This is a genomic window from Streptomyces sp. NPDC058371 (assembly GCF_042723265.1).
Taxonomy (GTDB): Bacteria; Actinomycetota; Actinomycetes; order Streptomycetales; family Streptomycetaceae; genus Streptomyces.
Genome location: NZ_JBHXJC010000016.1, coordinates 81074 through 96960, shown reverse-complemented (window position 1 = coordinate 96960; position 15887 = coordinate 81074). Strand labels below are relative to the sequence as shown.

Here is a 15887-nt window from a genome sequence, read left to right as displayed (position 1 = left end):
GAGCCTCCCGTTCGGCTCCCTGGCCCAGCCTCCCGTTCCGTTCCCTGGCCCAGCCTCCCGTTCCGTTCCTCGACTCAGCCGTCGATTTCGAACAGGCGTACGGCATTGGTGTAGCAGACTGCCCGCAGCCAGTCGTCGCCCAGGCCGAGGTCCTCCAGGACGTCGAGCTGGTGGCCGTACGAGTGCGGGATGTTCGGAAAGTCCGTCCCGAGCAGCACCCGGTCACCCAGGTCGGCGAGCCTGTGCAGCGCCTCGCGCGGGAACGGCGCGAGGCGTTCGTTGAAGTCGGTGAACGCCATGGTGGTGTCGAGCCGCACCTCGCCGTACCGCTCCGCGAGGCCGAGGAAGTCCTCGTACTCGGGCATGCCGAGATGCGCGACGACAAGCCGCAGCCGCGGATGCCGGGCCAGTACGTTCGCCACCGGACCCGGCCCGGTGTGCTTGCCCGGCGCGGGTCCCGACCCGCAGTGCATCACGACCGGGATCCCCGCCTCGGCGAGCAACCCCCATACGGGGTCGAGCAGTTCGTCCGCCGGGTCGTACGCCCCCACCTGCACGTGCGCCTTGAAGACACGGGCCCCCGCCTCGACGGCCTCCCGCACATACGCCTCGGCTCCCGGCTCGGGAAAGAGGGTCGCGGTGTGCAGACAGTCGGGGGTGCGGCGGGCGAAGTCCACGGCCCAGCCGTTGAGCCACTGCGCCATGCCGGGCTTGTGCGGATAGAGCATCGCGGTGAAGGCGCGGACGCCGAACTCCCTGATGACCGCGAGCCGTTCCTCCTCGTCCGCGCGGTAGGTGATCGGCCACTCGAGCCCGCCGGTCAGCGGGCCGAGCGCGTCGAAGTAGTCCCAGACCTTGCGCAGCACCTGCTCGGGCATGAAGTGCGTGTGCACGTCGACGAGCCCGGGAAGCCCGAGCCGGGACCAGAACTGCCGCACGGGGAGGGGGTCGGTGGGGGTGCCGGGACGGTTGTTCGCGCGGGCGCCGGTGTGCGCGGGCGCTTGAGCGCCGGGACGGGCGTCCGGCTGGTCCTCGATGCGGGCATCCACCTTGTCCTCGATGCGGGCATCCGCTTGGTTCTCGATGCGGGCGTCGTCGACGCCGTCGCCGTCAGACCCGGCCACGTGCGTACCCATGACTGCGCTCGTACTCGTGGCTGCGCTCGTCTCCGTGGCTGCGCTTGTCCCCATGACTGCGCTCGTACCCATGACTGCGCTCGACCTTGGCAACGTGCAGGGTGTACCGCTCGTACCACTCGGTGCGCCCCCGCCGCTGCGCCGCCCGGTGCTCGACATCGCTCCGCCACTCCTGAAGAGCGGCCTCGTCCTTGAAGTACCCGACGGTGATGGACAACCCGCCGGGCGTCCGCGCATGATCCATGCCGAGGAACCCCGGGACGCCCCGCACCAGCTCCTCCATCCGCTCGGAGGTTTCCCCGTACCCGTCGGACTCCTCGGTCGGTACGGAGGTGAAGACCACGGCGTAATAAGGGGGTTCGTGGGCGGCGACGGGGACGACGGCGTCAGGCGCCACAGGATGATCGCTCATGACGCAACTCTCGGTGCGGCCCCCTGCCGACGTCCAGCGCCTTTCCGAAGGGGATCCAAAAGGGATCGAAGTCTTGACCCACGGAGAACCCCGACCGCCCTGCCCACGACCGGTCACTCCGTGCCTCCCCCGCGTCCCCCGCGTCCCCTTCAGAAGAGCCCGTCCTGGACCCCGCCCGCCGACCCTGCCCCCGACCTCGACTCCCGCACGGGCACGGTCACCCGGCCGTCCCCGTCGGCGGCGGTCACGGCGGTCAACTCCCACCCGGGCAGCAGCCGCGTATCGAGTACGACGACCCCAAGACCGGTCGCGAGATGCAGATCGGGACCGGCGGCGGCGAGCAACTCCCCACTCACGACACCGCCGGCGATCAGCTCACTGACAACACCGTCGGCGGGCGCAAGGCCCGCGAGCCCGAACACCTCGGTGTGATCGACGGCTTGGAACGGCGCACGCTCCAGGGACTCGGGCCACCCGTCGAGCAGCCCGGCCCGGGCATGCAGCTCCGCGATCTCAACGACCCGCGCGCCGACCCCCGCGTCTCCCACACCGCCAACTCCGGACTCCCTCACACCACCGCCCCCCAGCTCTTCCGGGCCGCCGACCTCCAGCTCCCTCGCACGGCCGACCCCCACACCTCCCGCACCCCCGACGCCCAACCCACCCGCACCCCCGACTCCCGGCAACGCGGCCCGCACCGCCCGCTTCTCGGCGTACGGAATCCGGTCGGGCACCCGGAGCGCGGCCCGCAGCAACTCCTCCGCCCGCCGAGCGGCCATCAGCGGCCCCCGCCCGAGCCAGCTGAAGGTGATGGCCCCCTGCTCCAACAGCCGCGCGGATCCCCGCTCGACGCCGGTGATCCCGACCTTCACCATGCCGGGCCCGAACCACGCCAGATATACGTGGTACGGCCGCGGATCATCGGCGATCGTGTCCGCGGCGACGGAGTGGGCCCGCTCCAGCCGCGCACACTCCTCGCACCGCGCGCCACTGCTCCGCCCCGCCACGGCCGCACCCAGCGGACACACATGCCCCCGCGCCCCCACACAAGTCCGCCGCCCCCCTTCCGCCACCCCGAAGGCCACCCGCTGCCCCCAGGCCAGGGCACTGCCCCTACCCCCACCCCAGACCAGCACGGGACCGTCCCCCGACCACCGCAACCCCGAACAACTCCACACCCGTCCCATTCCCCCCGAGCGTAGGCGCCCCCACTGACAACCCGGCCCGCCCCGCCCCACGCAAAAGACCCCCGGATCTCTCCGGGGGCCTTCAACCTGTGTGCACTCGGCAGGATTCGAACCTGCAACCTTCTGATCCGTAGTCAGATGCTCTATCCGTTAAGCTACGAGTGCTTGTGTGTTCTGTTGTGTTGCTCTTCCTTCCGGGCTTTTCGGCCCCGGTCGGCGTTGCGGGAACAACATTACATGACTGGCGCCGTGAGACGAAATCCGTTTGTTGCACCCGGCCTGACCTGCGGACATCAGCAGAGCGTGACGATCCCCGGAGGGGTCGGAGGCAGGCACGGGAAGCCGGGAACGACCGAAGCCCCGGTCGTCACGACCGGGGCTTCGGTATCGAGTGCGGAGGCGGAGGGATTTGAACCCTCGATGGGCTTGAAGGCCCAAACCGCATTAGCAGTGCGGCGCCATAGACCGGACTAGGCGACGCCTCCAGCACAACCACCCGCGCGAGCGCGAATGGTGCGTGCAGATGATGACACAGCCGAGCGGGGTGTCACCAATCGCCCCCCACGGTACTAGGCAGGCAGGCCGCAGGGCAAAGCCCGGTCCTGCCGCGCAACCACGCGCGTCGTACGGCGTTAGTCCGGTCATGAGTCCTGTCATGTCCCGGGTCGTCCTGCGCCGGATCGCCCTCGCGGCCGCCGCCTCCGCCACCGCCACCGCCCTGGCGGCCGCTCCCTCCGTCGCGAGCGCCGAGTCCGCTCCGCGCTCCCTTCCGCTGTCCGATCCGCAGAGCGGCCCCCTCGCGTCCGCGCGGCCCGGTCACCTCATGCCGCTGCCCATCCCGGGCGGGGAGAGCGGCGATCATCTCGTCGTCACCGTCAGCCACGTCGGCCAGGCCGACGGGAAGTACGAGCTGACCTGCCACCCCGGCGGCGGGAGCCACCCCGACGCGCGCGCCGCCTGCGACAAGCTCGACAGCGGCACCCGTTGGGGCAAGGACCCCTTCGCACCCGTACCGCAGGGGTCGATGTGCACCATGCAGTACGGCGGCCCCGCCACCGCGCATGTCACCGGGACATGGGCCGGGCGTCCCGTCGACGCCAGGTACGACCGCGGCGACGGATGCGAGATCGGCCGGTGGAACGCCCTCGTGCCGCTGTTGCCCGAAGTCCGCGGCTAGGCCCTGCCGGGCCCTGCGTCGAAGTCCCCACCAGGACGGACGGACGCGGCCGAGCTGGCCCGCTGCATCTGGCCCTGCGTCGGAGTCCCGCGTCCGGCGCTGCGTCGGAGTCTGCGTCCGGCTCTCCGCCGGAGTCCTGCCCCCGGCTTCGGCTCGGGATCCGACTCCGGCTCGGCCTCGGGCTCGGCCTCGGGCTCGGGCTGGGACCGGTCCGGCCCTCCGCAGGAGCCCCTCGGTCGGAGCCCGGCGGTCGGCCGGTCGTCGGCGCGCGGCCGGCGCCGTACAGCCGTCGGACGAGTCCCCGCTCACGGTCGCGTCTCACAGCCCGGACACGGATGAGGCACGCGCAGGACACGGTGACGGCATGTCCAAGTCATGGGTCCGAGGGACGAAATGCGCGGTCACAGGTTCTACGTCTCTTCTGCGTGCGACCTCCCTCTCATCCGGCGTCGCGAGCGCAACCTCTGCCCGTAGACTCCCTCGCGTGACACGCTGCGAGCAGGTTGGCAAGATGGCCCTCGCGGTCGGCAAGGTGCGGTAACAGGGAGGAAGCGTCTCGTGAGCAGCAGGCCATCCCGAGGCGCTGCTCGCCTCGCAGCCATACTGGACGCGCTGCCCGATGCGTTGGTACTGGTCAACGCCAATGGCACCGTCGTCAACGCCAACACCATCGCCCTGGAGGCCTTCGAGGCCCCGGGCACGGCGCTGGTGGGCCGGGGGCTGCTCGATCTGCTGCCGCAGTTCGACTCCCGGCTGATCCCCGGCTCGATGCGACGGCCCGAGTCCATGGACCAGAGCGGGCGGACCAAGCCGACCCGGATGGTGGCCCGCCGGACCGACGGGACCGAGTTCCCGGTCGAGGTCACCAGTGCGAATCTGGAGAACCCCCAGCAGGCCTACGACGGCTACGGCTACACCGGCGACGAGCTGCTCATGCTCGTCGTACGCGATCTGTCCGGCACCGTCGACACCGAAGCCGAACTCGCGCGTTCGCAACGCCAGACCGAGATGATCCTGCGTGCCGCCTCCGAGGGCGTGGTGGGCACGGACACCGACGGACGGGTCGTTCTCGTCAATCCGGCCGCCGCTCAGATACTGGGATACCGGGCCAGTGACCTCGGCGGTCAGGCCCTGCACGCGCTCATCCTCCACTCCCGCGCCGACGGCGAGCCCTTCGCGTACGAGGAGTCGCCGCTCGCCGACACCCTGCGTTCCGGGCGCAAGCACCGGGTGCGCGGGCAGGTCGTGTGGTCCAAGGCCGGGGACAAGGTGTCGGTCGACCTGACGACCGCGCCGGTGCGTGACGGGGACCAGCTCGTGGGCGCCGTGATGACGTTCACCGACCGACGGCCGTACGACAGCCTCGCGGAGGAGAAGGACACCGAGGCCGCCCGGCACGCGGAGGAGCTCTCCCGGATCGCGGACGAGCACGCCGGGGAACTGGAGCGGCTGCGCGCCCAGCACGCGGAGGAGCTCGCCGAGCTGCGCGAGCAGCACGAGGAGGAACTCGCCGCCGGCGACGACCGGTACGCGGCGCTCGCCGAGCGCGAGAAGGACCGCTACGAGGCACTGACCGCGCGGCACGATCAGCTGCTCGCCGTGCTCGGGCAGTCCCTGCGCGGTCCGCTCGACCAGCTGCGCGGCGAACTGTCGAAGCTCGCCGCCGACGACGCGGGCCAGCTGTGGCCCGAGGCCAACCAGGTGCTCCACCACCTCGCGGCCGGCTACTCGCGGATCACCACCCTCGTCGACAACGTGCTCGGCTACCAGCGGCTGGACGCCGGCACCGAGCAGGTCACCCGCACGAAGGTGATGCTCGACGCGGTCGTCGCGGCGGGAGTCGAGGGCGCGGTCGAGCTGATCGGCCCCGGGAGGGTGCAGTTCGCGGTCCACGCGCCGCCCATCGAGGCCGAGGTCGACCCGCAGCGGCTCGCGACCGCGCTCGCGCATCTCGTCGCGGACGTGGCGGGCGTCGACGCGACCGGCAACGCGCCCGTATCGGCGGGCGGTTATCTGGACAACACGGTCGTCGTGGCGGCGGCGCAGCGCGGTGAGGTCGTCCGTATCGAGGTGCGCGGGCCGTACTCCGGGGGAGACCCGGTGCACGAGCCGATCGTCCGGGGCATCGTGCGGGCGCACGGCGGTGTGCTGCAGACCCACGAGGTGCCGGGGATGAGCGGCAGCGCCTATGTGCTCGAGGTGCCGCTCGGCGGTGGTGCGGGAGCGGTCGCCGCGGGAGATGTGCCGGGTACGGAGATCGCGCTGGCCGAGCCGGCCGCACCGCAGGGGAGCGGGGGCGGCCGGCGACGGGCCCGGCGGTCCTCCGTGGACGCCTTCCTGGACAGCGAGGCCGCGACACCCGAGTCCGCACCGTCCCCGGCCGGGGACCCCTCCGGCGAGGGCGGCGCGCCCACCGGGCGGCGCCGTCGGCGTAGGGCGGAGGCGGCGCCCGCGGACGCGGCGATCCCCGGGGAGGGATCCGGAGCAGAGGACACGGGAGGCGGCGGAGCCTCCGGCGGTACCGGGCGGCGCCGGGGCCGACCGAGTGCGGTCGAGAGCGTGCCCGAAGGCGCTGTCGGAAGTTCTGTCGAGGGCGTCGCCGAGGGCGCGGTCGTCATGGCGGGCGAGCACGGCGCCGGGACCGCCGCGGCGGGTACGGGGCTGGGGGGAACGGTGCCGCCGCAGGGCGTGCCCGTGCCTTCGGGCCGGCGCGCCCGGCGGGACGCCGAACAGCACGCGCTGCCCGCGGCCCTGCCCCCGGCGCCGAGCACACCGGACGGCGATGCCCCGGACGATGACGCGGGGCAGCCGACCGGCCGCCGCCGTCGCGCCCTGGCCGCGGCGGCGGAACGTGCCGCGGCCCAGGAGGCGGGTGCCCGTACGGTGTTCGCGCTGCCGCCGGCCGAGGCGGACCGCTCGCCCGAGTACGTGGCGGCCGAGGCCGCCGGCCGGGCGCCGGGCCCCGCGGGCAACGTCCAGGTGGACGACGGCCGTCACGACGTGATGGCGCACGACCCGGCCGACGACCACACCCCGCCGCAGCCGCACCCGGTGTCGGCACCGACGGGCCGTCGCCGTGCCCGCCGGGCTCCCGCGCAGGCGGACGCGACGGGCGCACCCGCACAGGCCGTTCCGGCACAGGGCGCCCCGGGCGCTCCGGTCCAGGGAGCGCCCGCGCAGGGGATCCCCGGACCGGCGGTTCCCGCGCAGGGCGTTCCCGGACAGCCGGGGCAGGCCGTGCCCGCGGCGGCCGCGGCGGGTCAGCGGCCGGCCACCGCTCAGACCGGAGTCGGCCGGACGGCCGGACAGGCCGCTCCGCGCAGGGCGCTCGGCTCGGCAGCCGCCCCCGGGCAGCCCGTTCCGCCCGTTGCGGGACAGGGCGCACCGGGTCAGAACATCCCGGGTCAGGCGACGGCCGGCCAGCCGGTCACCGCACCGGGTGGCCCCGGCCCGGCCGCACCCGTCCGGCCCGTCCCGCCGGCCCAGGCCGTCGCGCCGTACGGCACTCCCGCAGGATCACCGGGCGCCCAGCAGTCGGCTGCGCCCTCCGCGCCCCAGGCGTGGCCGAGCGGTGCGGAACCGTCCGCCGCCGGTGCCCCCGCGCAGGCCGCCGCCCCCGGCCCGATCGCACCCCAGCCCTGGCCCGCCGCCGACGACTCGTCCGGTGCCGGCCACCCCGTTCCCACCGGGCAGGCCGGGCAGACCCCCGCGCCCGGCACACCGCTGCCGCCGGAGCGCGCGGTCCCGCCCCGCGCAGCCCAGCCGTTGCCGGCCGAGGCCGCCGCCCCCGTGGACCCGAACTCGACGCAGGGTCGCGCGATCAGCGTGCGCACACTCGGCCAGGGCGTGCCCTTCGGCCGCCAGGCCGCGCCGAACCAGCAGGCTCCCGCACAGGCACCGGCGCAGGCCCAGCCCGCAGCCCCGGCCCAGACGCAGACTCCTCCCCCGAACCAGACGAACGGTTCCGGCCGCCGCCGCAAGCTCGGTACGCGTCCCGAACCCGCCGCCGACCGCCCGGAGACCGGCGCCCGCCCGCATCCGCAGAACGGGCAGTCCCGCTTGGCCGGTGGCACCGAGGGCGCCGGACGCTCGTACGCCATAGGAGCCCCGGACAGGAACGCGGACGAAGGTCCCGAGCCGCTCGACGGCCCCGGTGGTGCCGTCGAGATCGCCGACCAGCCCCAGCCGCGGCCGCTGGACGACGAGTTGCCCCCGGAGCCGCTGGACAATCCGCGGCGGCTGCTGGTGTGGCCCGCGCCGGACATGACGACTCAGCAGGCCCTGAGCGACCGCGGCTACCGGCCCGTCATCGTGCACTCGCGCGAGGAGGTCGACGCACAGATCGCCGCCTTCCCGGCCGCGCTCTTCGTGGACCCGCTGACCGGACCGATCACGCGCACCGCGCTCCAGTCCCTGCGCCAGGCCGCGGTCGCCGCCGAGGTCCCCGTCCTCGTGACGGCAGGACTCGGCCAGGCGACGCGCGAGGCGGCATACGGCGCCGACCCGGCCGTACTCCTGAAGGCGCTCGCTCCGCGCGACTCGGAGCAGCACCCGCCACGCGTGCTGCTCATCGAGGAGCACGGGGAGATCGCCCTGGCCCTCACGGCCACGCTGGAGCGGCGCGGCATGCAGGTGGCGCGGGCCGCGTCCGACGAGGACGCGGTCACGCTGGCCTCGCAGATGCGGCCGAACCTCGTGGTGATGGACCTGATGCAGGTACGGCGTCGGCGCGCCGGAATCGTCGACTGGCTGCGCGCGAACGGCCAGTTGAACCGCACACCGCTCGTCGTCTACACCGCCGTCGTCGACCAGACCGAACTCCCGCGCCTGGCCGCGGGGGAGACAGTCCTGTTCCTCGCCGAGCGATCGACCAGCGCCGAGGTGCAGGACCGGATCGTCGATCTGCTGGCACGTATCGGCACGAACTGACGTCACGCATAGGTGGGTTGGGGCACTGTTTCACGTGAAACAGTGCCCCAACCCATGTGACGTCCGGGGGTGCGTCAGAGCTGGGTGACGTCCAGCTCGCCCTCCGCGTACTGCCTGCGCAGCACCTTCTTGTCGAACTTGCCCACGCTCGTCTTGGGGACCGCCTCGATGATCGTCCAGCGCTCGGGGAGCTGCCACTTGGCGATCTTGCCCTCGTCCGCGAGGAAGGCGCGGAGCGTGGCGAAGTCGGCGGTGGCGCCCTCTCGCAACACGACCGTGGCGAGGGGGCGTTCGCCCCACTTCTCGTCGGGGACGGCGACCACGGCGGCCTCGGCCACATCCGGGTGCGCCATGAGGGCGTTCTCCAGGTCGACCGAGGAGATCCACTCGCCGCCCGACTTGATGACGTCCTTGGCGCGGTCGGTGAGGGTCAGATAGCCGTCGGAGCTGATCGTGCCGACGTCACCGGTCTTGAGCCAGCCGTCCTCGCTGAACTTGTCGGCGGGACGCAGGACTTCGGCGCCCTGTCCGCCGTAGTACGCGCCCGCGATCCAGGGGCCGCGGACCTCCAGCTCGCCCGCGGACTCACCGTCCCAGGGGAGCCGCTCGCCACCGGGGCCGGTGAGCCGTCCCTCGACACCGGCCGGGAAACGGCCCTGGGTGAGGCGGTAGGCGAACTCCTCGTCCGTTCCGACGGCATGGGCCGGCGGACGCGCCACCGTGCCCAGCGGGGACGTCTCCGTCATCCCCCAGGCGTGACAGACCCGCATGCCCAGCTTGTCGAAGGCCTCCATGAGCGAGGGCGGGCAGGCCGAACCGCCGATGGTGACCTGGGTGAGGGAGCTGACGTCCCGCGGCTTGGCGTGCAGTTCGGCGAGCAGTCCCTGCCAGATGGTGGGGACGGCCGCGGCATGCGTCGGCCGCTCGCTCTCGATCATCTCGGCGATCGGCACGGGCTGCAGAAAGCGGTCCGGCATCAGCATGTTGATGCCCGTCATGAACGTGGCGTGCGGCAGGCCCCAGGCGTTCACATGGAACTGCGGGACCACGACGAGGGTGGTGTCCTGGTCCGTCAGCCCCATGGACTGGGCCATGTTGACCTGCATGGAGTGCAGATAGATGGAACGGTGCGAGTAGATGACGCCCTTGGGGTCACCGGTGGTGCCCGAGGTGTAACACATGGCCGCCGCGGAGCGCTCGTCCAGCTCGGGCCACGCGTAGCTCGTCGGCTTGCCCGCGATCAGCTCCTCGTACTCGTGCACCTGCGCCGTCGCGCCGGACAGCAGCGAGCGGTCACCGGGGCCCGAGACGACGATGTGCTCGACCGTCTGCAGCTGGGGGAGGAGCGGCGCGAGCAGCGGGAGCAGCGAGCCGTTGGCGATGATCACGCGGTCGGCGGCGTGACGGACGATGAACACGAGCTGCTCCGCGGGCAGCCGGAGGTTCAGCGTGTGCAGGACCGCCCCCATGGAGGGGACCGCGAAGTACGCCTCGACGTGTTCCGCGTTGTTCCACATCAGCGTCGCCACACGGTCCTGGTCCGCGATCCCGAGGTCCTCGCGCAGCGCGTGCGCCAGCTGGGCCGTGCGGGCACCGATCTCGGCATAGGAGCGGCGCTGCGGTGCGCCCTCACCGGTCCAGGTGGTCACCTGCGATGTGCCGTGGACTCGCGACCCGTGGGCCAGGATCCTCGAGATCAGCAGCGGTACATCCTGCATCGTGCTCAGCACGGCGGCCTCCCGGGGCGACATTGCCTACGCGGTGGTAAGGGTTGCGCTGATTCTGCGCACATACCGCGCGGTATGTCACTAGTTCCGGGTGATCGATCAGGTCACGTGAGCCGTGGTTGGCCTGCCTGGGAGGCCGCGGGGGAGTTTCCGCGGCGGGCTGCGCGGGTCGGCGTGGCGCGCAGGGTGGGTGGGGTCGGCGAAGGTGTCGGGGCCGGCAGAGTCCGCGAGCGCGCCTAGCGAACCGGGGCCAGCTCAGGGTCCTCGCGCAGCTTGCCCAGCGCACGCGACACCGCCGACTTCACCGTGCCGATGGAGACGCCGAGCACCTCGGCCGTCTGTGCCTCGCTCAGATCCTCGTAGTACCGCAGGACGACCATCGCCCGCTGCCGCGCCGGCAGCTTCATGATCGCGCGCCACATCGCGTCGTGCAGCGCCTGCTGCTCGGCCGGGTCCCCGGCGGGCAGGCCCGCCGACTCCGGCAGCTCTTCGCACGTGAACTCGTCCACCTTGCGCTTGCGCCACTGCGACGTCCGCGTGTTCAGCAGGGCACGGCGTACGTAACCGTCCAGCGCCCGGTGGTCCTCGATCCGCTCCCACGCGACATACGTCTTGGCCAGCGCGGTCTGCAACAGGTCCTCGGCGTCGCTCGGGTTCGCGGTCAACGAGCGCGCGGTACGCAACAGCACCGGCTGGCGGGCCTTCACGTACGACGCGAACGAGGGGTACGGCGCGTACGGAACGCTCCGTGTCGCTACGTTCGAAGCGCTGGTGCAGACGGGTGTGGTCATGGCTCCACGCTAGGAGCGCCCCCTACTCCCGCGGATCGGCCGGAGGTCCCGAAGCCATGTCCGCCTCAGGTTGTAGAAGTGGGGCTGCCCCCACCTCCTGAAGGTGGAGGAGCGGGGCCGGATCCCTGAGGGTTCATCCCTGAGAGGGCCTCCCGCGGCAGTAGCTGGGCAGCGCCGCAAGAGGGTGCGGAGGAGTCCCGCGGATGCCTCCGCCCCCGCGCCCGCGTCAGCCGACGCGCGCCACCGGGGCGTACATCTGGTTGCGGTCGATGAGGAGGGTACGCCCCCCGTGCCGCTCCTTCACGTCCCCCGCGTACTGGTGGATCCTGCGCGCCGACCACGTACCGCGCCCGAGTGCCGGCTCCCCGGCCAGCCGCGGCTTCACCCGCCAGCGCGCGAACCACATCACCGACGGCAGGTCCCGCACCCCCGCCCGCCGGGCCGTGTCCATGTGCCGTACGCCCGTCGCGGCGCTGCTGTAGAACCCCGGCAGATAACCCCGCGCCCGCACCTCGCGGTTCCACCCCCGGACAAAGAGGAGCGTGGACTTGGCGCACGACTTGTTCCGGTAGTTGTACGCCTCCATGTCCAGATAGAGCGGGCTGCCCGCCCGGATGCCGTACACCTTCGCCGCGCGCACCGCGTCCCGCGCTTCCGTCCTCCCCTGCTGCCAGGGCCGGCTTCCGATCCGCACCGGCCGCTTGGAGTGGCTGAACACACAGGTCGCCTGCGATCCCACGTACAGCGGCAGCACCTTCCAGCCGAGCCGCTTGACCGTCCGCATCCAGCCGTGGGTGAGGTGCGTCTGGTGCTTGCAGGCCCGGGCGCGGCCACCGAAGTAGACGCCGACCGCTCGGTACTGGGACGTCAGCCAGCGGCGCATGGTGTCGGCCGACGGCGCCTGGCAGGTGTCGAAGGCCCGGCCCTTGAAGACCGTCGCCGCCGATCTTCGGGGCTGTCCCGTGCCGCCGCCCCCACGGGCCCCGGCGCCGGACGCTCCCTCGGACCCGGTGACCACGCCCCCGACCGCCGGACGCGCCGCGTACCCGCGGCCGGAGCTCACGAGCTCCCGTCCGCTCACTCGGACCGCTCCTGTCGCCGGAACCGCCGTCAGCGACAGCAGGAGCAGCGCCAGGCCGAGTCCGACGACGGCCCGTGGACCTCGCTGGTGACGGGGCTGACGGTGGTGACCGCTATGACTCCGGTGACGTCCGTGACAGTGCATAGGGCGAGTGAACGAGCAGCCGGGGCGCCCGAGCGTCAGCCACACGCCCCGTTCAGCCGTCCGACCCCAGAATCAGCCCCGATGTGGGGACCCCGGTGCCCGCCGTGACGAGAACGCGGTCCACACCGGGTATCTGGTTCGCCGCCGTGCCCCGCAGCTGGCGGGCCGCCTCCGCGATGCCGTTCATCCCGTGCAGATACGCCTCACCGAGCTGGCCGCCGTGGGTGTTGAGCGGCAGTCGCTCCTCGGCCACGAGATCCGCCGCCTCGCCCGGCTTGCAGAACCCGAACTCCTCCAGCTGCATCAGCACGAACGGGGTGAAGTGGTCGTAGAGAATCCCCACGTCGATGTCCGCCGGCGTCAACCCGGAGGTCCGCCACAACTGCCGTGCCACCACTCCCATCTCCGGCAGCCCTGTCAGATCGTCCCGGTAGAAGCTGGTCATCTGCTCCTGCGCGCGGCCCGCGCCCTGGGCGGCGGCGGTGATCACCACCGGGGCGCGCGGCAGATCACGAGCCCGCTCGACGGATGTCACGACCAGCGCCTGACCGCCGTCCGTCTCCTGACAGCAGTCCAGCAGGCGCAACGGCTCGACGATCCAACGGGAGGCGGCGTGGTCGGCGAGGGTGATCGGTCTGCCATGGAAATACGCCGCCGGGTTCGTCGCCGCGTACTTCCGGTCGAGCACGGCGACGTGCCCGAAGACCTCCGGGCTCAGCCCGTAGGCGTGCAGATACCGCTGGGCCGCCATCGCCACCCAGGACGCCGGCGTCAGCAGACCGTAGGGGAGTGCCCAGCCCAGCGCCGCGCCCTCGGCCGACGGCTCCCGGTGCTGCACCCCGGAGCCGAATCTCCGCCCCGACCGCTCGTTGAACGCCCGGTAGCAGACGACGACCTCGGCCACTCCCGTCGCCACCGCGAGCGCCGCCTGCTGGACGGTCGCGCACGCCGCGCCACCCCCGTAGTGAATGCGCGAGAAGAAGGACAGCTCCCCCATGCCGGCCGCCTGGGCGACGGTGATCTCCGGGCTCGTGTCCATCGTGAACGTGACCATGCCGTCCACGTCGGCCGGTGTCAGCCCCGCGTCGTCCAGCGCCGCCCGCACCGCCTCCACCGCCAGCCGCAGCTCGCTGCGCCCCGAGTCCTTGGAGAACTCCGTGGCTCCGATGCCCACGATCGCGGCCCTGCCGCCGAGGCTGTCTCTCGTCCGCACGCTCATGAGACACCGCCCGGCGTCCGGCCGACCGGCTCCCGAGGGATGACGGCGTCACCTCTGTCCGCCGCCGCACCTCCGGCGTCCGGGACCGTCACTGTCACGGTGCCTGTCACGTGTCTGCCGATGTCGTTGGCTCCGACGACCTTCACGGTGACCGTGTCGCCGTCCACCTCCTCGACCGTGCCCGTCAACACCATGGTGTCGCCCGGGTAGTTGGGCGCTCCCAGCCGTATGGCCACCTTGCGGAGGACGGCGCTCGGGCCGAAGTGATCCGTGATGTACCGCCCGACGAGTCCGTTCGTGGTCAGGATGTTCATGAAGATGTCCGGCGATCCCTTGCGTCGCGCCAGCTCCGCGTCGTGGTGCACGTCCTGGTAGTCACGCGAGGCGATGGCGCCGGCGACGACCAGCGTGCGCGTGATCGGAATCTCCAGCGGCGGCATCTGCTCACCGGCCCTCATCCGTCCCCCTCCCCATGTGCGATCAACTCCCCCAATTCCTGAAGCACTTCGCTTCCGCACCCCAGGTACGCCTCCAGCTGGCGCCCCCACAGGAAATGCCGGTGGACCGGATGCTCCACGTCGGCGCCCGTACCGCCGTGCAGATGCTGTCCCGTGTGCACGACCCGGTGGCCCGCCTCGGACGCCCACCAGGCGGCGGTCAGGGCGTGCGAGGCGAACGGCAGCCCCGCGTCCCGCCGCCAGGCCGCCTCGTACGTCGTCACACGTATCGCTTCCGTGTCCATGTACGCGTCGGCGGCCCGCAGTTGGACTCCCTGTCTGGCTGCCAGCGGCCGCCCGAACTGCTCACGCGTGTTGGTGTGCTGCACCGCCCTCGCCAGCGATCCGGCGCAGACTCCGGCCTGCAATCCCGCGAAGGCCGTACGCGCCATGGCCAGCACGTCGGCGTACGCGCCCACGCCGGGGTACGCCCCGGCCCCGTCAGCGCCAGGGCCCGCACTCGCCCCCGCGTCCGGATGCGCGCCGGTCTCGCCCGGCCGCTCACCCACGCCTTCCCCCGCCCGCTCACCCACGCCTTCCCCCGCCCGCTCACCCACGCCATCGCCCGGCCGCTCACCGACGCCATCGCCCGCCCGGTCACCGACGCCGTCGCCCGGCCGCTCCCGCGCCGCACCGTGTGGCCGCTCAACCCGGCCGTCGCCCGGCATCTCACCCACCCCGTTACCCAGTTGCTCGCCCACCCCGTCGCCCAGCAGCTCGCCCGGTGTGTCGTCGAGCGTCAGCCGGCCCACGGCCCAGGGCGCGGTCAGCTCCACCGGCTCGCACACCGCGTCCGCGGTTCGCACCAGCCACAGCCGCTGCCGGTCGTCGGCGACGAGGACATGGGTGGCGTCCCGCAGCCACGGCACCACGGGGGCCACACCGCTCAACAGGCCGCCCTCACCGCCCGGTTGACCGGGTCGCGTCCCAGCCCCGGCCCCCGCCTCCGGTGGCACCGACCCCGCCGCCGGCCCGCTGGAGCCGCGTATGCCCTCCGTCTCCGGTGGCACCCACCCCGTCGCCGACCCGCTGGAGCCGCGTACGCCCTCCGCCTCTGACCACGTCGCGGCTCGTTCCCTCTCCGCCCCCCGCCACATCGAAGCCGCTACGCCCTCCGCCTCCGCCCCCGACCGCGTGCGCGTCCGCGCAGGCACCCGTACGCCCTCCGCCCCCGACCGCGCAGGCACCCGTACGCCCTCCGCCCCCGACCGCGCAGAAACCCGTACACCCTCCGCCCTCGACACCGCCCCGCACACCACCACCGAGCCGTCCCCGATGCCCGGCAGGAGTCGCTCGCGCTGCTCCGGCGAACCGTGGGCGGACACCGCGAGCAGCCCGTACACACAGCTCGCCGCGAAGGGCACCTGTGCTGTCGTCCGCCCCTGCTCCTCCAGCAGAAGGACCAGGCCGAGGAGTCCTATGTCCTCCACGGCGGTCACCAGCCCGGCCGCGCAGAGCGCCTTCCACAGCTCGGGGTCGCTGTCCGTCCCGGCCGCCGACAGCCGCTCGTGCGTCGAGAGGTCACCGAAGATCCGTGCCGCCAGCTCGCGCGCCGCGGCCTGCTCCTCCGTGGGCGTGAAGTCCATG

At 72.7% G+C, this 15887-nt stretch carries 11 protein-coding genes and 2 tRNA genes; 2 read left to right on the top strand and 11 right to left on the bottom strand.

Annotated features, from left to right (window positions below; genetic code table 11):
• Positions 1-74 precede the first annotated feature (74 nt).
• The 5 genes from ACFWM2_RS33945 to ACFWM2_RS33925 form a co-directional block, all read right to left on the bottom strand.
• Complete coding sequence (locus ACFWM2_RS33945) at positions 75-1136, bottom strand: amidohydrolase family protein (protein ID WP_383287947.1); 1062 nt, start codon at positions 1134-1136, stop codon at positions 75-77.
• Positions 1111-1548 (bottom strand): antibiotic biosynthesis monooxygenase family protein, encoded by a 438-nt coding sequence (locus tag ACFWM2_RS33940; protein WP_383287945.1) that lies wholly within the window; start codon positions 1546-1548, stop codon positions 1111-1113. Before ACFWM2_RS33940 ends, ACFWM2_RS33945 begins: the two co-directional genes overlap by 26 nt.
• Before the next feature lie 149 nt (positions 1549-1697).
• Positions 1698-2735 (bottom strand): DUF2797 domain-containing protein, encoded by a 1038-nt coding sequence (locus ACFWM2_RS33935; protein ID WP_383287943.1) that lies wholly within the window; start codon positions 2733-2735, stop codon positions 1698-1700.
• A gap of 92 nt (positions 2736-2827) precedes the next feature.
• A tRNA-Arg gene (locus ACFWM2_RS33930) sits at positions 2828-2900 on the bottom strand.
• Positions 2901-3129: 229 nt separating this feature from the next.
• Positions 3130-3220: transfer RNA gene (locus tag ACFWM2_RS33925), tRNA-Ser, on the bottom strand.
• Positions 3221-3378: 158 nt separating this feature from the next.
• Between ACFWM2_RS33925 and ACFWM2_RS33920 the strand changes: the two genes are divergently transcribed.
• Both ACFWM2_RS33920 and ACFWM2_RS33915 read left to right on the top strand, forming a co-directional pair.
• Positions 3379-3912 carry an SSI family serine proteinase inhibitor gene (locus tag ACFWM2_RS33920; RefSeq protein ID WP_383287941.1) on the top strand — a complete coding sequence of 178 codons (534 nt, stop codon included), beginning with the start codon at positions 3379-3381 and terminating at the stop codon, positions 3910-3912.
• Positions 3913-4470: 558 nt separating this feature from the next.
• The gene (locus tag ACFWM2_RS33915) at positions 4471-8841 is read left to right on the top strand and encodes a PAS domain-containing protein (protein WP_383287939.1); all 4371 of its coding nucleotides are present in this window, start codon (positions 4471-4473) and stop codon (positions 8839-8841) included.
• A 74-nt stretch (positions 8842-8915) separates the two neighbouring features.
• On the opposite strand, the gene ACFWM2_RS33910 is transcribed toward ACFWM2_RS33915, so the two are convergent.
• From ACFWM2_RS33910 to ACFWM2_RS33885, 6 genes are all read right to left on the bottom strand, one after another.
• On the bottom strand, positions 8916-10592 hold the full coding sequence (locus ACFWM2_RS33910) for a long-chain fatty acid--CoA ligase (protein ID WP_383287937.1): 1677 nt from the start codon (positions 10590-10592) through the stop codon (positions 8916-8918).
• A 212-nt stretch (positions 10593-10804) separates the two neighbouring features.
• Complete coding sequence (locus tag ACFWM2_RS33905; protein ID WP_383287935.1) at positions 10805-11359, bottom strand: SigE family RNA polymerase sigma factor; 555 nt, start codon at positions 11357-11359, stop codon at positions 10805-10807.
• Positions 11360-11585: 226 nt separating this feature from the next.
• Positions 11586-12440 carry a glycoside hydrolase domain-containing protein gene (locus ACFWM2_RS33900; RefSeq protein WP_383287933.1) on the bottom strand — a complete coding sequence of 285 codons (855 nt, stop codon included), beginning with the start codon at positions 12438-12440 and terminating at the stop codon, positions 11586-11588.
• Between the two features lie 196 nt (positions 12441-12636).
• On the bottom strand, positions 12637-13803 hold the full coding sequence (locus ACFWM2_RS33895; RefSeq protein WP_383287931.1) for a lipid-transfer protein: 1167 nt from the start codon (positions 13801-13803) through the stop codon (positions 12637-12639).
• Positions 13800-14261: a MaoC family dehydratase gene (locus ACFWM2_RS33890; protein WP_383287929.1), complete on the bottom strand. Its 462-nt coding sequence runs from the start codon at positions 14259-14261 to the stop codon at positions 13800-13802. The genes ACFWM2_RS33895 and ACFWM2_RS33890 overlap by 4 nt, the downstream gene beginning before the upstream one ends.
• Positions 14258-15886 (bottom strand): acyl-CoA dehydrogenase family protein, encoded by a 1629-nt coding sequence (locus ACFWM2_RS33885; protein ID WP_383287927.1) that lies wholly within the window; start codon positions 15884-15886, stop codon positions 14258-14260. The genes ACFWM2_RS33890 and ACFWM2_RS33885 overlap by 4 nt, the downstream gene beginning before the upstream one ends.
• Between the last annotated feature and the right edge of the window lies 1 nt (position 15887).